Genomic DNA, 25,396 nt, shown 5'->3' with positions numbered 1-25,396 from the left:
CTATGTTTTGGAAATACTTTTCATTCGAAGCTAAATTACTCATTAAAAGTAAAAAGATGTGGCTTGTGTCTTTTTTGTTAATTCTGTTCTTCCCTATATATTTTATGATATATAGCCAAGCAGACACGTATTCATTATATCATGAGAAATATGCAGAAGGTGATATGATGAATTCAATTTTTAATTACATCCAAGAAGACTTAGAGGAAAATAACGAAGAGCTACACCGAAATTTATTAGAGCAAAATTCAATCATTAACTTTCAAAAATATTATTTAGGAGCAGGGTCTGATCATGAGGCCTATGTCGAAAGTATGCCTGAGCTAATTGAACTTAGGTTAGAAATTCATGAGATTGGTTATGATGAAATTCCAGATCACTTAATTGTACCTAGAGAAGAAGTAGAGAAAGATGATGCAATCATTAGCTATATTGATAACAACAATATACCACTTCAAGCTGAAGGAGTTACAACAAATAGTTATATGATAGCTGCATTTACTTTTTTAAGTGGGATCTTTTTCTATTTTATTGTTGTGCTAAGTAGTAGTGACTCACTCATTTACGAAAGACATCACCGTACTGTAATGAATGGCTTTCCAATATCGTTTATGAAAAAAGTATTGAGTAAGGTAACGTTACATTTCTTATTTATCTTTACTTCTTTAACAATTGGTGCTCTTATAGGTTTATTTTATTCATCAAACCATACAGATTTTGGGCACTTCATGTATCCAGTGCTTTTTTATAGTAATGGGGAATTTCATGCAATTGCAACATGGGAATATTTACTATTAATTATAGTAGCCTATGTTGTGATCACCATTTTCACCCTCTTGTTAACCTTATTACTAAACCTAATACTTAAAAACGCTTACGCTACTATTCTAGTTGCGCTTGGTATTTTACTCATTCCAACTTTAATGACGCAGGTTGGTATTGAATCACCATTACAATTATTCATTCAATTTATTGATATTACGAGTGTTATGTCAGGTGAACTTGAAATGACTACTAACTTGAACTACACCCATGCTGTAACGTGGTTAACCATTGGGTCAATCATTTTAACTTTTGCCATTTATATAGTTCATAAACTGAACTACATTAATTTCAATTGGTCATCCCAACAAGAAAGGAGTGCCCGTAGTGATTAAATTAAAAAACATAACGCTATCCTACAAAGATAATAATGTCTTAGATCAATTATCATTCCATGCAGATCCAGGTGAAATTATTGGTGTAGCTGCACCAAACGGAACTGGTAAAACGACAATGTTTAACGTAATGGCTAACTTTTTAAAACCTGATGAAGGCTATGTTGAAATTGACGACCAACATACGTTTAAAACAGAAAAAGATGAAATTGAAATCCACAAACAAATGGCAACTTTCCCCGAACAAAGAGATTTATTTGAAGAGTTGACTGGGGTAGATCATTTAAAGCTTTATGCCAATATGTGGCAAGGTCATACTAAGGATGTAAAACCAATTATTAACCGTTTAAATATGGAAGGTTATGTTAAAAAGAAAGTCAAAACGTATTCTTTAGGAATGAGGCAAAGGTTATGTTTTGCGATGATGGCAGCTGCAGATACTCCCATTATGCTCATGGACGAAGTTATGAATGGACTTGACTTATCTAATGTCTCGTTAATCTCAAATATACTAATGGAGATGAAACAACAAAACAAAGTGATTTTCGTCGCGTCACACTTACTTGAAAACTTAGATCTATATGCGGATCGCGTTATCTTTTTAAAAGACGGAAAAATTGTCCATGAACACCACTTACATTATAATCAAAACGATTATATTAAAATACAAATCCATTCATCATATTACACTGATATGAAAAATCGTTACACATTACCAGATGAACATGAATTCATCGCTAATAATCTACTATGTATACCGATTAATCAATTAGAACAAGATGAACAAACGGCTTGGATTAAACGAGCATTACAATATAAAACATCTGAAATTTCTATAGGTCCACTCGGTACAATTGAATATTATGAGAAGTACTATCATGAAACAATATATTAGTTTCTCCATATTGGGAGGCATGGAACGAATGAAACGAGTTATTCCAATATTAATCGTTGGACTGTTGTTAGCTAGTTGTAATGTTGAATCGGAAACGGAAGTATCTGAAGTGTACACGGACCAACAACAAAAAATCATTGGTGAAGAAAAAAATGAAATGTTAGGTCAAACAGTAGCTCCTTATACAAACCGGGAATTACGTGATGAGCAATATTCACAAGATGAAGTTTTCCTTGATTATGTGCACGGCGACGGTGAAACACTCTCTTTATCACCGGGACGTTATGAAATTACCGGAAGTGTTTCCGGTAATATTAATGTATATAATGATCATGATGATTTAATCTTTCATGACATTTTAGGAAGTGATTATGGTGTTGGGAGTATAACAGTCGATATAGATGAAGACTTCACAATCCATGCAGATGCTGGTTTCAACTCCGTTATGGTTACACCGGCAGAAGAACAGCAGTCAAATAATTTAACAGCTGGACATTGGGAGGTCGGAGTCGACATAGAACCCGGTGATTACCTTATTAGCTCATCATCCAGAATAGGGTATCTCCAAATCCATAGTAATAACAAGGATACTCAAGTATATGAAGTGATGGGTAGTGAGTTTGGAAGTACAGAAAGTGAAGTCACTCTAGAAGAAGGACAAATATTACGCATCACTGAAATTTCATATATTCATTTTGAACCTCAATAGAAACCGAATTAAATCATAATTAAACCCAGGTGCTGCATGAACACCTGGGTTTAATAAATTTGTTGAAACCTAGTTTGAAACAAATCGATATAAAAAGTCATTTAATTTCTCTACATAAACTTCCTCATAAATCGCAAAAGCTTCACCATGCCCTGCATCTTCGAACAATTTAATTTCCGCTTCACTATTAGTTGCTTCATATAACTTTTCTGTCATTGACGTTGGAACAAACGCATCTTTTTTACCGTGAAAATATAAAATTGGGACTTCTGCTTGTTTCACTTGGTCTAATGCTGATGCTTCTTTTAAAGAATAATCTGCTCTTACTTTTGTCACTAGGCTAGTTGTCGGTAAAACTGGAAATGACGGTAGGTTGTACATCCGTTCCATTTGATATTCAAACAAGTCGTATACCCCTGTATATCCGCTGTCTGCTACAATGGCTTTAACTTGGTCAGGCAGCTCTTCACCACTTGCCATGAGTACAGCCGCAGCCCCCATAGATAAGCCGTGTAAAACAATTTCTGTCTCCGGCCCTTGATGTTCAACAACTCGGTTAACCCAGTCAATTAAATCTAATCGATCATGCCAACCAAAGCCAATGTAATCCCCTTCACTATCTCCATGCCCTCTTAAATCAGATAACAACACATTATAACCTAACTCTTCATAATAATACTGTCCGTATAGAGCCATATCTCTTCCTCTGCCAAGATAGCCATGGGCGAAGACAACTGTTTGATCAGTTACTTCTTCAGACTCTAAGTAATAGCCTTTTAACTTTAAGCCATCAAACGACTCTAATTCCCAATGTTCAAATGGTTGCGTATTAACCCATTCACGCCATCCACCTTCTAAAAACACATTCATTGCACTCGCTGAAACGACTAAATCTTCATCTTCGACAAGGAATTCTTTTTCATCACTTTTGATCGCTAAGTTATAAAAGAAATTACTCGCAAATATATTAACGATTAATAATAGTGTTAAAAAACTTGCCCCTATAATGATAATCCATTTTCTCTTTCTCATAGATGCTCTCCCCCTATAAAAAGCGACTATGTATCTAGTATAACAGGGAAGATGTCAGAATGTTTTATCATTTATTGGTAACTAATTTTAAAAAGCGTCTAACGGTTCAATTAGACGCTTACAACTTATAAATCATCTTCATAATCAGGACCATCAGATAAACTAGCAATATTTGTAGATCCGTAAATTAATAGCAATACGAGTATGACGAGCATTATTGCATTCGATAATCCAATCCCATCAAATCCACTCATTATAACCCTTCCTTTTCCAACCTTTTATTTAAAGCCTCAAATATTTCATCCAATGTCAAGTCTCCATTCTCTTCAAGGAACTCTTCTAAAGCATTAATATGTTCTTTTTTAGGCATCATATAACGCCCGAGTAATGTTACTTCAACTGCCGGGTTATTTCGAAATAGTTCAACGGAATCAACTTTTAATTTTCCAGTTAATAATAGTGCAGCTGTAATTAAGTCTAGGTGCTTCCCTCTATACAAGTCAGCTACAGAATAGTCCGTTATTTTAGGGTATTGTTTTGCATAACTTTTACTTGTTCGCTTCCGCTTCGAGTGTCGTTCCACTAAGAAGCACCTCCTCAACACAGTTTATGATTTGTTCATTTAGTGTGTGAGTGTCTAGTTATACATAAAAAAAAGACAGGTCATCCAACCTGCCTAATCAGCTAACATTTTATAACCAACGCCTCTTATCGTTTTAATATAATGTTTATTTAACTTCTCTCGAAGATGTGCAATATGTACATCGACGATACGGGTTTCAATGATATATTCATATCCCCATAAAGCAGTCATTAACTGATCTCGTGATAACGCTTGACCTTGATGTTGTGCTAAATATAATAATAACTCAAACTCTTTAGGAGTAAGAACTAATGGATTACCCTTGAAATAGACTTCATACTCTTTAACATAAATCTCAAGCTCACCAATCGTGATTACTTCCTTGTGAACAGCCTGGTCATTAAATTGGTGCGTTCTTCTCATCAAAGCCTTTACCCTTGCCACTAACTCTTGAGGGCTAAAGGGTTTAGTCATATAATCATCCGCACCAAACTCTAACCCTAATATTTTATTAACTTCATCATCTTTCGCTGTCAGCATTAATATAGGTACGTTATGGTGTTCTATTCTCAGTTCTTTACAAATTTCCATTCCATCTAAGTTAGGTAGCATAACATCTAAAACGACAAGGTCATAGTTGTTAAACCTAATTAAATTTAAAGCTTCTTTACCATCTTGTACTGATTCTACTTTATAACCTAACTGCTCTAAATGGTGCTGTACTAATGCAATGATTGATGCTTCATCGTCGACAACTAACACTTTACCAGTCACATTAACCTCTCCCTCAAGAACAGAATGCCTTCTAATTCCATTCTACATGAGTAATAAATCGAGTAGTGTTAAGAGTTTGTAAATTTATTCACTTAGCCAAAACGACCAGTGACATAATCCTTCGTACGTTGATCTTGAGGATTTGAAAAGATCCGATCTGTTCGATCATACTCAACTAACTCTCCATGTAAGAAAAAAGCAGTGTGATCTGATATTCTAGCTGCCTGTTGCATATTGTGGGTGACAACAACGATGCTATATAATTCTTTCAGTTCTTCTATTAAGTTTTCTACTTTAGCTGAAGAAATTGGGTCAAGAGCACTTGTTGGTTCATCCATTAAAATGACTTCTGGTTCAACTGCTAAACACCTAGCAATACAAAGGCGTTGTTGTTGACCGCCTGATAGGCTTAAAGCACTGTCATTCAAACGATCTTTTACTTCGTCCCATAACCCAACTCGTTTTAAACATAACTCCACAACTTCTTTTAACTTTTTCTTATTTCTAACTCCATGAATTTTCGGTCCAAAAGCAACATTGTCAAAAATCGATTTAGCAAATGGATTTGGCTTTTGAAATACCATGCCAATTGCACTGCGCAACTCAACGAGATTAACTTTCGGATCAAATACGTCTACATCTTGGTAAATAATACTCCCTCTTGTTTGAACATTGGTATTTAACTCAACCATTCGGTTTAAAGTCTTTAAAAATGTTGATTTACCACAACCTGAAGGTCCTATAATCGCTGTAACTTGCTTTTCTTTAACACTAAAACTAATACTATTTAATGCTTGATTTGTCCCATACCAGAGGCTTAGTTCCTCAACTTGAAACACATCTCTTACACTTTCTGATACACGTGCTTCAAATTGTTCTTTAACATTAATCTGTACTGGTTCAACTTCCTTAATCCCCATTTTAACCCTCCTAAAAGTAATGACTTACACTTTCTTTCTATAACCATTCATTTTTGCGGCGATAATAATTACGTATAAAAATTGCAACACTATTAAGTAAAATAACTAATAGGATTAATACTAATGCAGTACCATAAGCAATTGGCCTTACTGTTGCAGTTTCAGAGTGTTGTGTTGCTAAAATATATAAATGATAAGGCAACGCCATAAATTGTTCTTTTATATCATGAGGAATGATTGGTAAATAATAAGCAGCACCCGTAAGTATAATTGGAGCTGTCTCACCCGCTGCACGTGCAAGGCCTAATATCGAGCCGGTTGCCATTCCCGGTATAGCAGATGGCAAAACAAGTTGCCTAATCATTTGCCACCTCGTCGCTCCTAATGCTAAGCCACCTTCTCGAAAAGATCTTGGCACAGCTTTTAGCGCTTCTTCTGCCCCTGTAATCACCCATGGCAACACCATAATCGCTAACGTTAGGGCTGCAGCGATCAAACTACGACCAAAACCGAAAGTCGCAGCAAACAACCCAAGACCAAATAATCCATAAACGATGGAAGGAACACCAGATAAGTTACGAATAGACAAACGAATGAGTCTAACGAGCCGTCCTTGCTTCGCATACTCGTTTAAGTAAATAGCTGCACCAATTCCAAGTGGGACCGAAATTGCTATAGTTAATAAAGAGACATAGACAGTACCTACTAAAGCGGGCCAAATTCCACCTGCTGTCATATTCTGTTCAGGCATTTGTGTTATAAACGACCAACTTATAACTTCAGCTCCACCAACAACAATCCAATAAAACAAGAATAGTAATGTCCCGACTGTAATGGCAGTAAACAGTGAACACACTGTAACCCAGAGCGACTGAGTGTAACGTTTTTTCTTAGTCAAAGCGGCATTAGTCATTACGTAAAGCTCCTCTCTGCCTGTTAATTAATAGATCTGCGATTAAATTAACGATAAATGTAATGACAAATAGAATCATACCGACAACAAACAAAGCACTATAATGCAAGCTTCCCCATGCGACATCAGAGCCTTCAATGGCAATATTCGCTGTTAAAGTTCTTACAGACGTTAAAAAGTCAGGGACTGTAAGACCTAGAAAATGTTGAATTGGCATATCAATTGCATTACCCGCCGCCATTAAAACCGTCATCGTCTCACCAACAGCACGACCGAACCCGAGCATAACCGCTGCAATGATTCCTGATTTAGCTGCAGGTAGCGATATATTTTTAATAACTTCCCATTTCGTTGCACCTAACGCATAGGCTCCTTCTTTAAAATCACTCGGCACACTATTAAGTGAATCTTCTGCGATGCTAATAATGGTTGGCAAAGCCATTACAGATAAAATAACTGCTGCTGTGACAGCTGTTAAACCATTTGATAAACCAAATACATTGGCCACAATAGGAGATATGACGATTAAAGCAATAAAGCCTAAAACGACTGAAGGGAAAATAGCAAAGATCTCGACTACAGGCTTCAACATCTCCTTTAACCGTTTTGGAGCAATCTCTGATATAAAGATGGCTGTAAAGATCCCCCATGGCACTGCTAGTAGCAAAGCACCAACGGTGACCATGACCGAGCTAATTATAAACGGTAACGCACCGTAACGTGGTTCACTTGAAGAAGGGTACCAACTTTGGCCAAAAATAAATTCAGAAATCCCTACCTCTCTTAAAGCGTCACTTCCTTCACGAATTAAAAACCCAACAATTAAAAGTAGAATAAAAATCGCTAATGTCCCTAATAAGAGAAACAATTTTTCCATTAAATAATCGCCTAAGTTTGTTACGAAAGATTTCTGTGTTAATTTCTGCTTTGTTACAACTACTGATTGAGTTGATTCAACATTCGTCTTTAAACTGGGTAACCGCACGACTATTCCCCTTTCAAAATATGTTTACCAAGGAGTTGAGTAACTCCTTGGCAACCTAAGCCATTTAGTACTCCAAATCTAGTTCTTCATACAATTCTTTATTTTGTTCCTCATAGTTTCCTACACCATAAAATCCAGTTGCATTTAATTGTTCTTGCGCTTCATCTGATTTTATTACCCAATTTAAGTAATGTAGCATTAACCCCTCTGGCACACCATTAGTGTAAAAATAGAGTGGTCTAGCAATCGGGTATGATCCATCATTAATGTTGTCTGCTTCTAAAGGTGATACGTAATCGTGATCTTCATCAATAGCTACGTTTGCTACATTTACTGTATCTACGTTATATCCAATACCACTATAGCCAATTCCGCTTAAATCTTGTGATATGCCTTCAACTAGAGCTGCAGAACCTGACATGAACTGTGCTCCTGGTGCCCAATCTTCACCGTCCATAATATTTTCATTAAAATAAACGTAAGTTCCAGAGTTGCTTTGACGTGAGAATACTGAGATTTCTCCTCCTTCATCCCATCCTAGTTCTGACCATTCAGTGATTTCACCTGTAAAAACATCTTTAACTTGTTGTACTGTTAACTCTTCGATAGGGTTATTTTCATTCGTGTAAACTGCAAGACCATCTTGCCCAACAACAAACTGATGAACATCAACGTTATTATTTTTAGCCTCTTCTAACTCTTCGTCTGAAAACGACCTTGATGCTTGTGCGATTTCAACATCATCATTAATTAAAGCAGCAATACCAGTACCACTTCCCCCTCCGGTAACAGCTACACTACCTTGGAATTCGGACATATAAGCTTCAGCAAATGCTTGACCAAGGTTAACCATCGTATCAGATCCTTGAGCTCTTAAATAACCTTCTGGACCTTCTTCTAGAGTTTGATCGTCATCATCACTTTCACTTGCCGATACAACACCTTCAGCTTCTTCAGAAGGCTCAGTCTCATCTTCTTGTGTGCATCCAACGAATAATCCTAATAACACAACAAGCCCAATAAGTAATGTCGCTTTCTTTAATACACTCTTCATTAAAAATCCCCCTCTTTGTTATTTGCCTTACAATTAGAAGAGTACACTCGAACTATTAAGCCTATATTAATGCTTTGTTAATATTTCGTTTAGATTTTCATAAAATAGTTGTTTTGTAGAAACAATAACGTATGGATGATTGTCGTAATCCTTGAAAGGAATGAATCAAATGCATATTAAAAAACCAATTCCAAAAACAGATGGAATTGACCATACTTTAACGCTTATTAAACAAGGGTTTCATTTCTTGCCTCAGACTAGAAAGAAATTAAATTCTGATCTATTCGAAACACGGCTTATGGGGAAGAAAGCAGTCTGTATGGCTGGAAAAGAAGCAGCAGAATTGTTTTATGACAACACGATTTTTAAAAGAAAAGGCGCAGCCCCTCTACCGCTAAAACAAACATTACTCGGACAAGGTGGTGTTCATGGGTTAGACGGGGAGCAACATAAACAACGAAAGCGAATGCATTTATCTCTAATTACACCCGAACGACTCGAAGCAATGAAAAACATCGCCTTACAAGAGTTAGATGCAAAAGCTAAACAATGGGAGAACCAAAAACAAGTCGTGTTGTTCGATGAGTTGAACGAAATCTTAACTAGAACAGGATTAAAATGGGCTGGTGTTCCATTAGAAGAGAAAGATGTCAAAAAGAGGACCGAAGAGTTAACCCATATGGTCGATTCTTTTGGCGGATCGGTGTCGCGTTATCGAAATGGAAAAAGAGCTCGTGACAGTCATGAAAAATGGCTTAAAGAGATCATAAAGAAGATTCGAGCAGGAAAATATCAACCGCCTGCATATACATCGGCCTATATCATTTCAAACCATCGAGAACCTAACGGAAAGTTGTTGGATTTACAAACAGCAGCTGTAGAACTCAATAATACGTACCGCCCGCTTCTCGCAACAGCTTATTGGATTATTTTTGGAGCACTCGCTCTACACCAATACCCAGATACTTATTTCAAAATGAAAAAAGATGAAAACGACTATAGCCATATGTTTGCCCAAGAAGTTAGACGCTTTTACCCCTTTGCTCCAGCAATGGCTGCCAAAGTGAAAAAAAGCTTTTACTGGCAAGACTATCATTTTAAAAAGGATCTTCTCGTCGTTTTAGACTTATATGGGACAAACATGCACGAAGATGATTGGGAGTCACCAAATGAGTTCAAACCTGAGCGTTTTATCAATTGGAAAGGAAGTCCGTTCAGCTTCGTCCCACAAGGCGGAGGCGATCATCACATTGGTCACCGGTGTGCTGGTGAATGGTTAACGGTTATGGTGATGCGGTCCTTTTACAAGTATTTTGTGGATCACTTATCATACGATGTTCCAGACCAAGATTTTAACTACGACTTAAATCGCATACCAACACTTCCGAACAGCCATTTCATCATGAAAAATGTTAAGCGTACTAAAGAATCCATTGAAGATTTGATACTCGACGTTCAAACTCGTCCAGTTATTTAGATTAGTAAAGAAATCGGCGAACACCTATACTTAATGTTCGCCGATTTCTTTACTCTTCCCTAACCTTACCTGAAACAAATTGATGAATTAATATATTCAATTCTTCACTCTTATTAGCTGGAATTTGGTGGCGCCCACCTTTTATAACTTCAATCTGACAATCAGGCATTTTCGTCACAATATTGAAACCATAACGTCCTAAAAGTGGATCGTGCTCGCCATAAACGAGCAAAGTCGGTTGGTCAATTTCAGAAAGATTTCCTGAGTAACTTGTTTTTAAGTAGGCATCATAAAAGGCTGCGGCATCTGTTGGATTCGTCTTAAACGACTCTTTAATTAATGGGAATAAAACGTATGGCTTCTTCGTATTGCTAAGCGCTCCAAACACGGCAATTATATTGGTTATTCCTTGACTCGATACTTTCGCTCCGCCTTTAGCAATTGTCGTTAAAATGGGACTAGCTACTTCATCTACTGCTCCAACTTGGATTAACCCTTTTACATAATTAGGAGCTCTTAACGCTAAATCAAATGCAATTGAACAACCTGCTGAATAGCCACAAACCCATACAGGGCTAATTTTCAAATGGTCCAACAATTCTTTAAGGTCTTCAACAATCGTAACAAAATCCCACTTTTCTTTCGTTGATGTACTTCTTCCGTGCCCTCTTAAGTCGACATTAATAACTTGATAAGATTTTGATAAATTTCGACTCTGAGCTTTCATCACTTGACTAGGAAACAGTGGACAATGAATGAGTAAAATCGGTTCACCACTTCCTTTTACGTTGTAATATAGCTTAACGCCATTAACTTTTACATAAGGCAATTTAAAGACCTCCAAAGCAAAACTAGACTATACTTAACTTGTCTAGAAATAACTAAAGCATGCATAAAAAAAGCAGCAGAGGTTCGCCCTCTACTGCTTCTTTTTTACCCAAGCTCTTTGTCTAAAAATGCGTAAAAATCAACCCATTCATCGATCAATTTTGACGTTGGCTTTCCTAAACCATGCCCTGCCTTTGACTCTAACCGCAGCACAGACGTCGTTTCAGGTGTTTTTTCTTGTAAGGTTGCATGAAACTTCTTCGCGTGTGCTGGCACAACACGATCATCACTTGCTGCTGTCGCAATTAATACGGGTGGATACTTCACGCCTTGTTGAACGTTGTGAAGTGGAGAGTACTCATATAAATACTTAAATTGCTCTGGATTTTCAGCACTTCCGAATTCAGGAATCCAAAACTTACCGATCGTAAACTTATGATAACGAAGCATATCAATAACAGGTACCCGACAAATGACAGCACCAAATAAATCAGGTCGTTGCACCATACAAGCCGCTACTAACAAGCCACCGTTAGAACCACCCATAATTGATAACTTTTCTTTCTTCGTATAATTTTGCTCAATTAAATATTCTCCTGCTGAAATAAAATCATCAAATACGTTTTGCTTATTCTCAAGCATACCTGCTTCATGCCAATTTTCACCGTATTCTGAACCACCACGTAAGTTGGCGACAGCGTATACGCCACCTTTTTCTAACCAACGTAATACAGCTGGGTTAAATGCAGGCGTTAAACTAATATTAAATCCACCGTACCCGAATAAAATGACAGGATTCTCACCGTCTAAAGGCAAGTCTTTTCGCTTCGTAATAAACACCGGCACCCTTGTACCGTCTTTAGATGTGTAAAACTCCTGAACCGTTTCAAACTGAGACGTTTCGATCGCTAGTTCTGATTCAGCATAAGTCGATAACTCATCTTTTTCAATGTCATATCGATAAACAGCTGTTGGACTTAAATATGACGTCATACCGAAATACATTTCAGCTTCATCGTGCTTTCCGGTTAAATCTGTAATCGAACCTAACATCGGCACATCGATTGGATGACTTTTTGAACCGTCTAAATGATAAACGTAAAGTTGGTGATGAGCATCATGTAAAAAAGCAATGACAAATTGACCATTTAAGAAACGAACAGCATGCATCGAATCTTCTTGTTCAGCAATTACTTCTTCCCAGTTTTCACGTTCAGGCTCATTAAGATCAATGGCAATAAGGCGGTTTTTCGGCGCATCTAAATTCGTTAAAAAGTAAAAACGCGCCCCCTCATTATGAACATAAGTATATTGAGCATCTGCATCATCTAACAAACGGTGAAACTCTTCGTCTGTACCATATTTTTTTACGTAGAAACGGTTTTGTGCTGACGTTCCAACATTAACATTTAAAAAGATATAATCGCCTTCATGTGTAATGCTAGGAAAGAACAAGTAATCTTTCGCATCTGGTCGCTCATAAATTAACTCATCTTCACTTTGGTCAGTGCCAATACGATGATAATAAACTTTATGGTGCTGACCTTGCTCTTCTTCACTCACAGTATCAGGATGTGGATAACGGCTATAGAAAAAGCCTGAATCGTCAGGAGCCCACTTAATTGGTGTAAACTTTAACCATTGTAAATGATCATTTAACGTTTCACCCGTTTCAACATCCTTTACATAAACTTCTTGCCAGTCACTACCGTGGGTCGATGTTGCATAGGCGACATAACGTCCATCTGAACTTGCTGTACAATTAGTCATGGCAACTGTTCCATCATCGCTTAATTGATTCGGATCAATGACGACTTTCTCTCCGTTACGATCTTGTACATATAGCACTGCTTGATTTTGTAACCCATCATTTTTTTGATAAAACAACTTGTCCTTCACGCGCTTCGGTACAAAATACTTCGGAAAATTCCATAATTCCGTTAACCTTTCGCGATCTTCTTCTTTCGATTTAGCGTTATGGAAGTAGCTATCACACTGCTTTCCTACCTCTTCAACCCAACTTAACGTATCTTTACTTTTTGGGTCTTCTAACCAACGATACGGGTCTTCAACTTGCGTCCCGTGAAAATCTTCAACGACGTTACTTCTTTTAACAACTGTCATACAACCCCTCCTCTCCTTATATAATTCGTTACACGAAATGAATTTCCTGCTTGCTCAACTAATTTATGATAAATTGATGTATAAAAAAACGCCTAGGACCTGTCCCCAAGCGTTTTACTTTGCAAACTCTACAATTTGCTCATACACTTCTTTCGGCTTTTCATCTGTAATTAGGTGCCCTGCTTTTTCATAAACGACTAATTCAGAATTCGGCAAGTCGTCATTTAACTTTTCCCCTACCTTTAATGGGACGATTTCGTCTTCTTTACCCCAAATCAGCAACGTCGGTGTATTAATTTGCTTTAACTCTTCAGTTGATAAGTCACCTTCTCGATGTCTTAATAACCTTAATAATGACTTATAAAAATCTTGTTCCATTAATGGCCGTTTATACTCTTCCATCATTTCATTAGTAATTAACGAATGATCATACAAGACGCGCTCCATAACTCCGCGTACATCTTTCTTTTGAAAATAGCGATAGGCGTACCAATGAAATAATGGCAAATAAGACCCGTAACGTAAAAAACGGTTAGCCTTTTTTAAATAACCCGAACTACATAACAGAACAATTTTCTTCACACGATCAGGAGCGTATTTTGCCACGTTCAAAGACACTTGACCACCCATTGAATGTCCGACAAAAAAGGCGCTCTCCAGTTTAAAGTGGTCCATAATCGCTAAGATGAGCTTCGTATAATTTTCAAAGGAATAGTTAAACGTTGTCGATTTCTCACTTCGTCCAAACCCAGGCAAATCAACTAATAAAACCGAGTATTGTTTTGATAAGTTTGGCACAATTTGATTATAAGTAAATGTCGAAGCTAAAAATCCGTGAATTAGAATGATTGGTGGCTTTTCACTTATCGAATGTTCGCAATAAACTTCAACGTCCAATATGTTAATCGTTTCTTTTTTAATTGTTTCACCCACGTTGATCGCTTCCTCTTTTATGTTAATCATAAGTAAGTTGTATGTTATATTTTAACCATACTATAAATTTAAAACCGTGACGACAAGGGGATTTTTGTACATGTCTAAAACGTTAATTCTAGCCTCATCCTCACCAAGAAGACAAGAGCTGTTAAACCTTGTTAACCAGCCTTTCACTATCCGTAAACCTGATGTAGATGAATCACAAATCGAAACCGAAGACCCTGTTGAGAAAGTGAAACAGTTAGCAATATTAAAAGGCAGAAATGTACCTATTAATCATGATGATGAAATTATTTTATCAGCTGACACAGTTGTTTCTTATCAAAATTCTATATTTGAGAAGCCGAAAGATCGACACGAAGCGTATAACATGATTAAAGCGTTAAGCGATGATACTCATGAAGTGTATACTGGCTTTATGATTCGAAGTAAGGATGAGGAATTAGTCCATGTTGAAAAGACAGAAGTTCAATTTTGGCCTCTATCTGAAGAAGAAATCGAGCAATATATCGATACTAATGACCCTTATGACAAGGCAGGGGCTTACGGTATTCAAAGCCTAGGTGCTCTATTTGTTAAACAAATCATTGGTGACTACTATAATGTTGTAGGTTTACCGATTTCCCGAGTTATAAAAGAGTTTAAAAAGTTTAAATAAACGCATATTAAAAACCCTCTTCAACTTAATGAAGAGGGTTAGGTTATATTAGTTAATAAATTATAAACCATTCCGCATGATGTCGTAATTCGATTGCCTTTTTAACCCGCATTGGCAGGTGGGTAACCGCATTAAACTTTCCAAAGTCCTGATTAACAGGCGTGTTGTCCAGCTTAAAATTTAAGTTTCCCTTTTAGATCTTATAGGTTTAAGACAAAATGATACTACGAACAACGCAGAATTGGTTGTTAGAGAATAACTTCTCTGTAATTAGTACTATACCAATAATAGTGAATGGTTTCAATGGTAATATAGCCCAATTTCATTAATGAAAGCTTCTTCTTTCATCGTAAGTGTAAACGAATTGATTTTTCTCTACTAAAGTGTTAAAATAGTAATAATGGTCAAATAAATTTGGCTGTACATTCAGGAGGTTTTAGTCATGTTAAACATTGGCGATTTAGTTATCTACTCTAGTCACGGTATCTGTCGGATTGATGGCATCAATAGTATGAAAATTAACGGTGTTACGAAAGATTATTATGTACTACATCCACTAGAGAATGATCAACAACAGCTGACGATCAATGCACCTGTAGATAACGACAAAATCAAGATGAAAGAGTTAATTAAGAAGCCCGAAGCAGAAAAGATCTTGGAGTCATTTTATTTAGATGGTGTTGAATGGATTGATAACCCGAACTTGCGATCCCAAACTTATAAAAAATTAGTAAATAATGGAGATCGTTTTGACATCGCTAAAGTCATTAACACCCTAATTAAGAAAAAACATGAACTTGAAAACAATGGCAAAAAGCTATATGAACAAGACAACAAACATCTAACGACAATCCAAGGTACTCTATTTAAAGAACTGTCCTTAGCATTAGGCCTCTCTGTTAAAGAACTAAATGACAAAATAAACCAAAGACTACTTAAAGCTGTCTAAATATAAATAACGAGTCTACTCAATTTGAGTGGACTCGCTTTCTTATTTAGACACGTAATACTTTAAATTGCCCGCCACCTAATAATGTTTTTGTATAATCAATTTTGGCATTAGTAAAGTAAGATCGATCCTTTTCACTTACTAAAAATTTTACCCCTTCAACCTCAGTTACTTCGTCATCATCATTTGCTGACTCCTCCAGAGCCAGTTGTAATCGTGGGCCACCTCAACCAACCCCCATTGAAAGACGAATGATTGGTATTTCATCTTCATTAACTCTTGATTCAACTTCTTTCTTCACTTGATTCACAGCCGCTTCTGTCACTTTAACCATTTAATACCCTCCCTTACTATAATTTTATTACACAAAAATTAAACAAGCTAAATTAACGCTCAGCTTTATTGAAAGATTTCCTCTTCATTAATCGCTTTAACCTCTTCAGCATTACATTCTTTACAATAAAAATAATGTAAACATTGATGATTTGCCTTCGATTCACGATCACCATCTAACAATTTCATCGATGCAATATCCATATAAGCACTATAATCATCAAAGTAATCTGTCATTTTGCCTTGATCATCTATTTGAGAATCACACTTTGAGCATGTAAGTGAATGCTGTTCTAAACCATTACACAAAGGACATAAATACATAATTCCAACTCCTTTAATTACTACTTAAATTCCCTCAAGTAAAGCTGTTTATGTACATCAAAATAATATAGGTAGAAACTGTAACACCTGCCTAGGTCAGCGCATACGAATAGGCAAGAATTACTATATTCACGAAAAGGAGTTAAAAGCATGGAGCTGACCTTAGCGCATTGGTTGTATTTAGCTGGGACACTCATCATTATTTTAACGATGTTATTTAGACAAAATGTTGTCGTTCCAGCTTTAGTCATGGTCTTATTTGTAGCTTGGGCTTTTACGGGGTCCTTTCTAGATGGGGTTCAAGCAATTTTCAATGCAAACTTAACAGCCGCCACTCAATTATTTAACATCTTTTTAATTATTGCTGTTATGACGACCTTACTTAAATCAATTCAATCGATCGGCGCAGATGAACAAATGATTAAACCTTTTCAAAAAGTTATGCGAAACGGACCATTAGCTTTCTGGGTACTTGTCATCGTTACGTACTTCTTATCGTTATTTTTCTGGCCTGCACCAGCTGTTCCGTTAATTGGCGCACTCATGATTCCAGTTGCCATTAAAGCAGGGCTCCCACCAATAGGTGCTGCCATTGCAATTTCATTAGCTGGTCACGGAATGGCACTGTCATCAGACTTCATCTTAAAAGTAGCACCTGAATTAACAGCCTCAAGTAGCCCAACAATTTCCTCTGGAGACGTTGGGGAACTGACGTTAATTTTATCGCTAGTCGCTGGAATTGTTTCAATTACAATTGCTTACTTTATGATTCGAAAACATATTAAACAGCCATCACAACAAAACTTAACAGAGTGGGAAGAAAGCGGAGATGATGACTTAAATATTCGCGTTAAAGATACAGAAGTTAAAAAAGGTAAATACAGCCCAATATTTGCAGTAATAGTACCCGTTATCTTTTTAATTATCGTAGCTTATGTAGTGATCGCGACATTCTCGGATTTCATTCCTGCAATTGAAGACGGAGCAGGTTCTTCACTAGTTGGTGGTACAGCATTAATTTTAATTATCATCATGTCACTATTTAGAAATTACAAGAGCACATTACAAGATGTTAGCAAACATATCGTAAGCGGATTTGTTTTCGCCTTTAAAGTGATGGGACTCGTTATTCCAGTTGCAGCCTTCTTCTTTATTGGTAGCGGACAATTAGCTGCAAGCATTTTAGGCACAGACCCGAATACAACACCATCATTCTTATTCGATCTAGTTCAAGCAAGCCAGGCTTATATTCCAGATAACAACTTCTTCACCGCATTAGGAGTACTAATGCTAGGAATGGTTTCTGGTCTTGATGGATCAGGTTTCTCAGCCCTTCCACTAATCGGTTCTTTATCTGAAGCATTAGGCGCAACGACTGGAATGGACGCAACAACACTAGCCTCAATTGGGCAAGTTGGCGCGATCTGGGTAGGTGGCGGAACACTAGTTGCATGGTCACCAATTATTGCAATTGCAGGTTTTGCGAAGATATCAGTTATTGACCTAGTAAGAAAAAGCTTTATCCCAGTAGTCATTGGTTTGATTGTGACAACAGTGTTTGCGGTATTACTATTTTAGATTTGAAAAAGGCCGGCTATTGGCGCCGGCCTTTTTATTGTTAGAGTATGTCGACTATGAGCCTCTGCAGACTTCCAATGAGCTTCTCGGCCTGTTCTATGAGCCTCTGCAGTCTTCCAATGAGCTTCTCGCGCCGTTCTATGAGCCTCTGCAGACTTCCAATGAGCCTCTCGCGCGGTTCTATGAGCCTCTGCAGTCTTCCAATGAGCCTCTCGCGCCATTCTATGAGCCTCTGCAGTTTTCCAATGAGCCTCTCGCGCCATTCTATGAGCCTCTGCAGTCTTCCAATGAGCTTCTTGGGCCGATCTATGAGCTATTTACTCTTCGTCTTCGCCCTCACCTTCTACTTTCTTTAACAACGTTTCTGGAATCATTTCAAATCCTTCAATCACTGTATTTTCTTCTACTTCAATCATCAAACAAAGCTTTCCGCCGAGTTGCGTTTGACGGACATACTTTAAATCTTGTGGACTGACTGAAATATCGGCTACTTTCGTTTTAATTTTGATCGATTTCGAATTATACTTTGGTACGACGTTGCTCGCTTTTAATTCGTATGATTCATCGTCAATTACCGTTTTAAACGCTTCTTGAACTTTTTCTGGCTCGGTATCTTTTACACCGCTACTTTTTAATACTTGTTCAACATCTTTATAATCTAACTTAGGCGGTTCTTCCGCTTCACTTTCTTCAACGACACGATTCACTTCTTCGTAAACGCTTGAAAGTGTCGATGTATTAATTTGATCACCAGCTACTTTTCGAATCACTTCTTCAAACACGATTTTGTCTTCTTGAGCAGTAACCGCTTCTTCAGCATTTAACACCTCTTCGATAAAATGGTAATCGAGCTCATAAGCTTTTCCTGATGAATATAGGATATGGTTCACATCAGACGCATTGTCTGTAATCGCTGGAAACAAAAAACCTGAAATCGGCTTTTGTAAATTAATTACTGGATCAACGACGATATTATATTTAAATTCTTTTTGTACATAATCAAACAACAATTCTTTTTTCGGATCTTGTGTTTGATTCATACTACATAAAATAAATGGATGCGAATAAACCGTATCATGACTGCTTTCATCGGATTCTTCACTACGCTTTTTCGTCGGATTACGGAACTCAGCACGAATAAACGTGACGACGATATCCATTTCATATTGTTTATCTTTCAACATCTTCTCAACGAGCTTAAGCATTTGTTCTTTCCACTCTTCAGTCCCTTGACTGAGCAAGCCTTGATGTAAAATGAGCTGACTGCTATTTTCAACGTCCTTTTGGAATGTTAACTCAAATAACTTTTCATCTAATTGACCGGTTAACACTTTCTTGAAATTGTTCATGAACAACTCTTGTTGCTCTTCTTCTAAAAGGTCAAACGGCATGCTTTGATGATGATAAATCTCACTCGATTCTTTCATAATATAAACGTTAAAGATCTCATGAATATATAATAAATCATTATTGACTTTAAACTGTTTTTTAATGTTAGCTATGTCTTTTTTGTTCAATCTCGTTCCACTCCTATGCCTGAGAATTCATTGTTTCATTCTATCATAGAAATGGAGCTATAAACGAAACTTTAACAAAGAAAAAGCACCCATTTTATAGGGTGCTTTCGAACTTAACTTCTCGTATTACGGGTATTGGACTTGCCTTTTCTTCTTCTTTGTTCATCAGGCGTTTTAGGCTCGTTATTTCGTTTGGCTTTAGGTGCTTTTGAATCTTTAGTCATTTGAATTCCTCCATTGTTTAGAAGTCTTTATTACTTTTCCCACACCTTTAACGTTTGTATGCATTCATGTCAGTTCATAAGTAAAAAGTAGAGGTTTTTGTAAATATTTTGAAGAGTTATATTAAAGTGAAATTATATATTTTTTTTGTTTGTTAGGTATTTCTACATAGCAAAAACACTACATTCTAACCATTTTCTGTATTTTTGAAATATTCCGTAAAATATTGTGTTACTATTTAAACAAAAGAGCAGTTGACAAGCTAAAAGAGCCTTCAACTTACCATGTGCTCCAACTGAATTAGGAGGTAGGTGAAATTATAAGGGAAACTGAACAACCCTCGCATGTGATTTAATTAAAATCTATGAAACTATTAATTAACCTCCCCTTCCAAAACACAACTCCTCAGTCACCATGATAAAGGGATCGAACACTCACTACAATTTAATTATTAGGAGGAGATTCTATGAAAATAGGAAGAATAACAATCAGTCTACTCCTTAGTTTACTACTCATACTTTCATCTACGACTACCTTCACTCTTGCGGAAACTCCAGAGCAAGGAAACTCTAACTCACCAATGGATTTACCTCTAAATGGATTAATTCCAGAAACTAATTCTGAAACAACTGCTATTGAATTAGAAGATGGTAAAACAGCCCCTATATACTCAACAGAGGATGCTATTATAGAGAATTTGTGGATAGAAACAGAAATAGATAGTGATCGCACTGGGGAAAATGACATGGTTTCTATACAAGTTATGAGACCTAATACCGATGAAGACATAAAAATCCCTACCATACTAGAAGTGAGCCCTTACCGCGCTGGACTCAGACCTCTTAACTTTTTTGATGTTGACCATGACTTAACCCCTGTACCGCACAACGGTAATGGTCATGGAAGGACATATGATGGCAAGCCGATGTCCTCTCCTCAAAACCTAGGAAATTTAGGAAATTTCTATGTTCCTAGAGGTTACGCTGTTATTTTAGCAGAGAGTATTGGCAGTGGTTCGTCCACAGGTTGTGCAACAACTGGAGATCCTAATGAAACTTTAGGTGCTAAAGCTATTGTAGATTGGTTAAATGGAGACGCTAAAGCGTTTAATGATGATGGAGATGAGGTTGCTGCTGACTGGTCGACTGGTAACGTAGGAATGACTGGAGCTTCTTATAATGGCACTTTAGCAAATGCTGTAGCAACTACAGGTGTTGAAGGACTTCAAACTATTGTACCTGTTGTAGCCATTAGCAATTGGTATGATTACTTTCGTGCTAATGGTGCAGTTGTCGCACCTGGAGGTTTCCAAGGTGAAGATGCTAGTGTCCTAGCTGATGCTGTTATGACTCGAGATAACGCTGAGGTTTGTGATCCAATTCTTGATGAGATGGTCGAAGATGAGGATCGTATTACGGGTGATTACAACGAATTTTGGGATGAGCGTAACTACTTAAATGATGTAGATCAAGTAGAAGCGAGTGTTCTTGTTGTACACGGCTTAAACGACCTGAATGTTCGTACAAACCAGTTTGCACAATGGTGGGAAGCTCTATCTGATCACAATGTACCAAGAAAAATGTTCTTACACCAAGGTGGTCATAGTGCGCCTGGAACTTCTGAATATCAGGAGACCCTTCATCTTTGGTTTGACTACTGGTTATATGGAATTGACAACGGTATTATGGATGAACCAACTTTAGATATTCAAAGAGAAGATGGTACATGGCATAAAGAAAATAGTTGGCCACATGTAGATGCTAATACTACTAAACTACATTTCCAACCGACAGAAGAAAACTTAGGAAGTCTAAAAGATTCACCTATACCAAACCAGCCCCATGAAACTCACTCATTAGTAGATGCACCAAACACAAACCCAGAAAGTCTCGTTTCGGACCCAGATAATACTCATGATAACAGATTAGTTTACACGTCAGACCCGTTAAGCTCTTCAGTTAGAATGAGTGGTAATGCCGAAGTGAGCATTCGTGCAAACCTTGACCAACCGGTTTCTAACTTAACCGCTTACCTCGTAGATTATAATGAAAATGGATCATTCAATGTTGTTTCAAGAGGTTGGATGGACGCTCAGAACATTCATGGCCCTGAACGTTCTATTAGTCTAGTACCTGGAAGAGACTATACATTCAAGTGGGACATGCAAGCCCATGATTATGTATTTAGTGAAGGATCATCCATTGGAATTGTCATAATGGCTAGTGATCATGACCACACGATTCGACCTATAACAGAGACTGAAGTAACAATAACTCCTACTAGAAGTTACTTAGAGTTACCTTTAGTTGGGGATCTTAATTTCGAGAATTAAACCTATTAAAAAGGAACTCTGTGATCACAGAGTTCCTTTTTATGTGTCAGCTTTATAGTACTAGTTCAACAAAAAATTATCTCTTGTTGACTAGCCGTACAACTCACTAATTGAAATTAAACTGTTAATCCGCTTGCATACCACCATCAACATTATATAATGAACCTGTTACAAATGAAGTTCGATCTGAAGCTAAGAATAAAACAATCTCCGCGACATCTTTAGGCGTACCAAACCTTCCTAGTGGGATCCCTTGCTTGATCGCTTCTCCAGCACCTTCTGGGTCATCAGGGTTAACATTTTGCTGAATACCCGATAACATTTGCGTATCAATGGCTGCTGGTGCTACAGCGTTAACTCGAATGCCACTGTCTGCAACTTCAAGTGCGGCTGTTTTTGTAATTCCGGCTACTGCATGCTTTGATGCAATGTATCCAGCCATGCCTGCAGACCCGATATAAGCTGCATTGGAGGCAGTGTTTATAATACTACCATATCCCTGCTTCTCCATTTGATTGATCACATATTTTAACCCTAAAAACACACCCGTTACATTAATATCCATTATGGTTTCAAACTGCTTTTTCTCTAAATCTTTAATAGGTATGGCTGGTCCTGCAATCGCCGCATTGTTAAAAAACACATCAATAGATCCAAATGTTTCAACTGTTTTCTCTACATAACTTTTAACATCTGATTCTTCAGTAACATCAGCTTGGATTGTTAATACATTGCTTGAGTTATTTAATGATTGTTTTGCTTTCTCTAACGCTTCAGAGCTAATATCAACTAATGCTACATTGGCTCCTTCTTCTAAAAATACCTTAGCCGTTTCTAGCCCAATGCCACCTGCTCCACCTGTGATTAGTACCGTTTTACTCATCATACAACTCTCCCTTTTTAAAAATTCTGATAATAATTGTAAAATATTAAAGGAGCGAGTAAAAACGCTCCCTTATTAGCTTGTAATCGATTACAGTTTCAATTTAACAAACTTACTGTCGATTGTCGACAATTATGCTTGTTTAAAAAGGAAGGTTACCCCTTCCCCTTCTTGAGCGCCTTTGCTACAGCAACTTTTGCTTGATCAAAGTTTGACTCTAATATAGCATTTGCAAAATCATCAAATTCAGGAGCAAAATCTTCCACTGTTTCTTTATCCCATTGCACTTGAGCAAATACATTTAATATTTGGTTAGTTTCTTCATAAAATTTAATTAACGCTTTATTGTCTGTTAAGTAAAGTATAAACCTGAACAATTTTTCAGCATTGTCTTGATATTCAATTACATCTTGCTGCCTGTATTTCTCTTTAGTATCTTGGTACAATACTTTAAATTGCTCTTTATTTTCATCTGTCCACATATTTTGCGAAAGACTAATTCCTTGTTCTATAATCCCGATCATAACTACAAGGTAATCTGAGACATCTTTATCTGTAAATGGTTTCACAATGGTTCCTCGTCTTGGAACACGATCCACTATACCTTTTACTTGTAGTAAATACAATGCCTCTCTAACTGGTGCACGACTTGTATTTAACTCTCTAGCAATGTCTTCTTCTACGATCTTCTCGCCAGCCTTATAATCTTCTCTTAATATCTTCTTCAAAATAAAGTTGCTAATTTGATCTGGTAACGATTTTCCGATTAGTTCTTGTGTGTCTGTTCTATTGTTATACATGCTCAACTCTCCATAAATTCATTTGTTATGCATAGTATAACAAAATGTATAGTTAAACAATTAAACTTATGTTTAGGAGAAGTTAACAAATATAAATCACAAAATTACATAAATTTGGTAAAATAAGTATAGAGTTCTAAGGGGGTATTATAAATGGATTTTGTCGCTTTTTTTGTACTTCTTCTTATTATGTTGTTCTCGATTTTTGTGATTTACAAAAAAACTCAATCAGTTGGCGTTTATAGTTTTAAAGCACTAATTACACCAACATTATTAATCATGATTGGAGTACTTAACACGATCGCTTTATGGAATGATGCATTTGGTTTGATCAGTTGGATGTTGACTTTTGTCCTTCTATTATTTGCTGCATACTTTACTAAGTTTTTAATTAACTAGTTCATCTTCAATAAAATGACTAGAATATTGATCGACGTACTTTAACAAGCGAAAAGGCAAGGCGCTAAAACCTTGCCTTTTATTTTCTCCGTACTATCTTGCCGCTTCTTCCACTTTTACTGGCCACTCTTCTAAATTCTCAGCCATATCCCAGAACATATATTCAAGTAAACTCGTTTTAACGACGATCTCTTCTAATTCCACTAACTCACGCTCTGGCTTACCTGCTGCTAGTTCATTCATCAGTTTCTTACAATCTTCCGCTAGCTCTGTAAATTCATCAGATGAATACATTTCGACCCAGTGACCGTAAAACTCATGGTCTTTAGCTCCTGACCAAGTCGCTATCTCTTTGCCGATAAAATTATAGCTCCATGCACATGCCAAAACAGAGGCCACGACATTCTCAACTCCGCCGCGTTGTGAGACATTCAACATGTAGCTCGTATAAGCGGTTGTCGTTGATGCGGCATCTGTCTTCTCTAATTCTTCAGCTGTGATTCCAAATTTACTCGCATATTGACGGTGAAGGTCCATTTCCATATTTAATGTACCGTGAAGAAGATTAGCAAAAGTCGTCATCGTTTTTAAATCATTAGACTTAGCACTACCTAAAGCCATTAATCTTGAATACTCGACTAAATAGACATAGTCTTGTTTTAACCAATGCTTAAATTTTTCTTGTTCTAACAATCCTTCACCTAATCCTTTAACGAAAGGATGCTCCAAATACGAATTCCAAATTGGCTCTACTCTTTTCCATAATCGATCTGTAAATTGTTCACTCATGTTCATTCCCCTTTCAAATCAAGGAGCACTAAAAAGCCCATCCACTAGCGAGGTAGGGATGGGCAGTAATCGTCAATATAACAATAACTAACCATTCCACTTCCCTACGCTAGTGTTACCTAGATCAGGTTCAAAGGGTCGGTCCAAAGACCTCTCAGCAATACCATGCTCCCCTAGTAGATCGGTTTAATATTTAATTGTAGTTTTAGAAGCTCTCTACTAACT

Annotated in this window: 25 protein-coding genes, 1 other RNA gene and 1 riboswitch; of the genes, 9 read left to right on the top strand and 17 right to left on the bottom strand. The window is 37.0% G+C overall.

Annotation, left to right across the window (positions count from 1 at the left end):
• The first annotated feature begins 2 nt into the window (after positions 1 to 2).
• The 3 genes from AHA02nite_RS14330 to AHA02nite_RS14320 are packed head-to-tail and all read left to right on the top strand — an operon-like array spanning position 3 to position 2,761.
• The gene (locus tag AHA02nite_RS14330; RefSeq protein ID WP_146818474.1) at positions 3 to 1,157 is read left to right on the top strand and encodes a hypothetical protein; all 1,155 of its coding nucleotides are present in this window, start codon (positions 3 to 5) and stop codon (positions 1,155 to 1,157) included.
• The gene (locus AHA02nite_RS14325; RefSeq protein WP_146818472.1) at positions 1,150 to 2,052 is read left to right on the top strand and encodes an ATP-binding cassette domain-containing protein; all 903 of its coding nucleotides are present in this window, start codon (positions 1,150 to 1,152) and stop codon (positions 2,050 to 2,052) included. Before AHA02nite_RS14330 ends, AHA02nite_RS14325 begins: the two co-directional genes overlap by 8 nt.
• Before the next feature lie 28 nt (positions 2,053 to 2,080).
• Positions 2,081 to 2,761: a hypothetical protein gene (locus tag AHA02nite_RS14320; protein WP_146818470.1), complete on the top strand. Its 681-nt coding sequence runs from the start codon at positions 2,081 to 2,083 to the stop codon at positions 2,759 to 2,761.
• Between the two features lie 69 nt (positions 2,762 to 2,830).
• Here the strand turns inward: AHA02nite_RS14320 and AHA02nite_RS14315 are convergent, their stop codons facing one another.
• The 8 genes from AHA02nite_RS14315 to AHA02nite_RS14285 all read right to left on the bottom strand — a co-directional run bounded on the left by AHA02nite_RS14315 (position 2,831) and on the right by AHA02nite_RS14285 (position 9,022).
• Positions 2,831 to 3,793 (bottom strand): alpha/beta fold hydrolase, encoded by a 963-nt coding sequence (locus AHA02nite_RS14315; RefSeq protein ID WP_170236118.1) that lies wholly within the window; start codon positions 3,791 to 3,793, stop codon positions 2,831 to 2,833.
• A gap of 125 nt (positions 3,794 to 3,918) precedes the next feature.
• Entirely contained in the window at positions 3,919 to 4,047 is a 129-nt protein-coding gene (locus AHA02nite_RS15400) for a hypothetical protein (RefSeq protein ID WP_281284106.1), read from the bottom strand.
• Entirely contained in the window at positions 4,047 to 4,376 is a 330-nt protein-coding gene (locus AHA02nite_RS14310) for a hypothetical protein (RefSeq protein ID WP_146818468.1), read from the bottom strand. Before AHA02nite_RS14310 ends, AHA02nite_RS15400 begins: the two co-directional genes overlap by 1 nt.
• A gap of 93 nt (positions 4,377 to 4,469) precedes the next feature.
• Positions 4,470 to 5,150, bottom strand: a complete 681-nt coding sequence (locus AHA02nite_RS14305) for a response regulator transcription factor (RefSeq protein WP_146818466.1) — start codon at positions 5,148 to 5,150, stop codon at positions 4,470 to 4,472.
• A 92-nt stretch (positions 5,151 to 5,242) separates the two neighbouring features.
• A complete protein-coding gene (gene pstB, locus AHA02nite_RS14300) occupies positions 5,243 to 6,070 on the bottom strand; it encodes a phosphate ABC transporter ATP-binding protein PstB (RefSeq protein ID WP_146818464.1) in 828 nt (275 codons plus the stop codon).
• A 37-nt stretch (positions 6,071 to 6,107) separates the two neighbouring features.
• A complete protein-coding gene (gene pstA / locus AHA02nite_RS14295; RefSeq protein ID WP_146818462.1) occupies positions 6,108 to 6,983 on the bottom strand; it encodes a phosphate ABC transporter permease PstA in 876 nt (291 codons plus the stop codon).
• Positions 6,976 to 7,968, bottom strand: coding sequence for a phosphate ABC transporter permease subunit PstC (gene pstC, locus AHA02nite_RS14290; protein ID WP_246118875.1), 993 nt, complete (start codon positions 7,966 to 7,968; stop codon positions 6,976 to 6,978). The genes pstA and pstC overlap by 8 nt, the downstream gene beginning before the upstream one ends.
• A gap of 64 nt (positions 7,969 to 8,032) precedes the next feature.
• A complete protein-coding gene (locus tag AHA02nite_RS14285) occupies positions 8,033 to 9,022 on the bottom strand; it encodes a PstS family phosphate ABC transporter substrate-binding protein (RefSeq protein WP_146818460.1) in 990 nt (329 codons plus the stop codon).
• 169 nt (positions 9,023 to 9,191) lie between these two features.
• Between AHA02nite_RS14285 and AHA02nite_RS14280 the strand changes: the two genes are divergently transcribed.
• Entirely contained in the window at positions 9,192 to 10,499 is a 1,308-nt protein-coding gene (locus AHA02nite_RS14280; protein ID WP_246118874.1) for a cytochrome P450, read from the top strand.
• Between the two features lie 49 nt (positions 10,500 to 10,548).
• Here the strand turns inward: AHA02nite_RS14280 and AHA02nite_RS14275 are convergent, their stop codons facing one another.
• The 3 genes from AHA02nite_RS14275 to AHA02nite_RS14265 form a co-directional block, all read right to left on the bottom strand.
• On the bottom strand, positions 10,549 to 11,328 hold the full coding sequence (locus AHA02nite_RS14275) for an alpha/beta fold hydrolase (protein WP_146818456.1): 780 nt from the start codon (positions 11,326 to 11,328) through the stop codon (positions 10,549 to 10,551).
• Positions 11,329 to 11,432: 104 nt separating this feature from the next.
• On the bottom strand, positions 11,433 to 13,451 hold the full coding sequence (locus AHA02nite_RS14270) for a prolyl oligopeptidase family serine peptidase (protein ID WP_146818454.1): 2,019 nt from the start codon (positions 13,449 to 13,451) through the stop codon (positions 11,433 to 11,435).
• 114 nt (positions 13,452 to 13,565) lie between these two features.
• Positions 13,566 to 14,384: an alpha/beta fold hydrolase gene (locus tag AHA02nite_RS14265; protein ID WP_146818504.1), complete on the bottom strand. Its 819-nt coding sequence runs from the start codon at positions 14,382 to 14,384 to the stop codon at positions 13,566 to 13,568.
• Between the two features lie 100 nt (positions 14,385 to 14,484).
• On the opposite strand from AHA02nite_RS14265, the gene AHA02nite_RS14260 reads away from it, so the two are divergent.
• Complete coding sequence (locus AHA02nite_RS14260) at positions 14,485 to 15,045, top strand: Maf family protein (protein ID WP_146818452.1); 561 nt, start codon at positions 14,485 to 14,487, stop codon at positions 15,043 to 15,045.
• Between the two features lie 65 nt (positions 15,046 to 15,110).
• Here the strand turns inward: AHA02nite_RS14260 and ssrS are convergent.
• Positions 15,111 to 15,290: non-coding RNA, 6S RNA (gene ssrS / locus AHA02nite_RS14255), on the bottom strand.
• Positions 15,291 to 15,487: 197 nt separating this feature from the next.
• Here ssrS and AHA02nite_RS14250 point away from each other — a divergent pair.
• A complete protein-coding gene (locus tag AHA02nite_RS14250; RefSeq protein WP_146818450.1) occupies positions 15,488 to 15,994 on the top strand; it encodes a CarD family transcriptional regulator in 507 nt (168 codons plus the stop codon).
• Positions 15,995 to 16,393: 399 nt separating this feature from the next.
• Here AHA02nite_RS14250 and AHA02nite_RS14245 read toward each other — a convergent pair whose 3' ends face one another.
• Complete coding sequence (locus AHA02nite_RS14245; protein ID WP_146818448.1) at positions 16,394 to 16,651, bottom strand: hypothetical protein; 258 nt, start codon at positions 16,649 to 16,651, stop codon at positions 16,394 to 16,396.
• Positions 16,652 to 16,801: 150 nt separating this feature from the next.
• Between AHA02nite_RS14245 and AHA02nite_RS14240 the strand changes: the two genes are divergently transcribed.
• Positions 16,802 to 18,229 carry a hypothetical protein gene (locus tag AHA02nite_RS14240; RefSeq protein WP_146818446.1) on the top strand — a complete coding sequence of 476 codons (1,428 nt, stop codon included), beginning with the start codon at positions 16,802 to 16,804 and terminating at the stop codon, positions 18,227 to 18,229.
• A gap of 317 nt (positions 18,230 to 18,546) precedes the next feature.
• On the opposite strand, the gene AHA02nite_RS14235 is transcribed toward AHA02nite_RS14240, so the two are convergent.
• Positions 18,547 to 19,746, bottom strand: a complete 1,200-nt coding sequence (locus AHA02nite_RS14235) for a DUF4317 domain-containing protein (protein ID WP_146818445.1) — start codon at positions 19,744 to 19,746, stop codon at positions 18,547 to 18,549.
• 688 nt (positions 19,747 to 20,434) lie between these two features.
• Here AHA02nite_RS14235 and AHA02nite_RS14230 point away from each other — a divergent pair.
• Complete coding sequence (locus AHA02nite_RS14230; RefSeq protein ID WP_146818443.1) at positions 20,435 to 22,300, top strand: Xaa-Pro dipeptidyl-peptidase; 1,866 nt, start codon at positions 20,435 to 20,437, stop codon at positions 22,298 to 22,300.
• Positions 22,301 to 22,424: 124 nt separating this feature from the next.
• Here AHA02nite_RS14230 and AHA02nite_RS14225 read toward each other — a convergent pair whose 3' ends face one another.
• Both AHA02nite_RS14225 and AHA02nite_RS14220 read right to left on the bottom strand, forming a co-directional pair.
• On the bottom strand, positions 22,425 to 23,183 hold the full coding sequence (locus AHA02nite_RS14225) for an SDR family NAD(P)-dependent oxidoreductase (protein ID WP_307724932.1): 759 nt from the start codon (positions 23,181 to 23,183) through the stop codon (positions 22,425 to 22,427).
• Between the two features lie 155 nt (positions 23,184 to 23,338).
• Complete coding sequence (locus AHA02nite_RS14220) at positions 23,339 to 23,983, bottom strand: GntR family transcriptional regulator (RefSeq protein WP_146818439.1); 645 nt, start codon at positions 23,981 to 23,983, stop codon at positions 23,339 to 23,341.
• 153 nt (positions 23,984 to 24,136) lie between these two features.
• On the opposite strand from AHA02nite_RS14220, the gene AHA02nite_RS14215 reads away from it, so the two are divergent.
• On the top strand, positions 24,137 to 24,382 hold the full coding sequence (locus tag AHA02nite_RS14215; protein WP_146818437.1) for a hypothetical protein: 246 nt from the start codon (positions 24,137 to 24,139) through the stop codon (positions 24,380 to 24,382).
• A gap of 93 nt (positions 24,383 to 24,475) precedes the next feature.
• Here AHA02nite_RS14215 and tenA read toward each other — a convergent pair whose 3' ends face one another.
• Positions 24,476 to 25,171: a thiaminase II gene (tenA, locus tag AHA02nite_RS14210; protein ID WP_146818435.1), complete on the bottom strand. Its 696-nt coding sequence runs from the start codon at positions 25,169 to 25,171 to the stop codon at positions 24,476 to 24,478.
• Between the two features lie 84 nt (positions 25,172 to 25,255).
• A riboswitch (TPP riboswitch) is annotated at positions 25,256 to 25,356 on the bottom strand.
• Between the last annotated feature and the right edge of the window lie 40 nt (positions 25,357 to 25,396).

Origin of the sequence: Alkalibacillus haloalkaliphilus (assembly GCF_007991275.1) — a bacterium.
Taxonomy (GTDB): Bacteria; Bacillota; Bacilli; order Bacillales; family Alkalibacillaceae; genus Alkalibacillus; species Alkalibacillus haloalkaliphilus.
The sequence above is the reverse complement of the archived record's forward strand: the minus strand, read 5'-3'. Positions and strand labels throughout refer to the sequence as shown.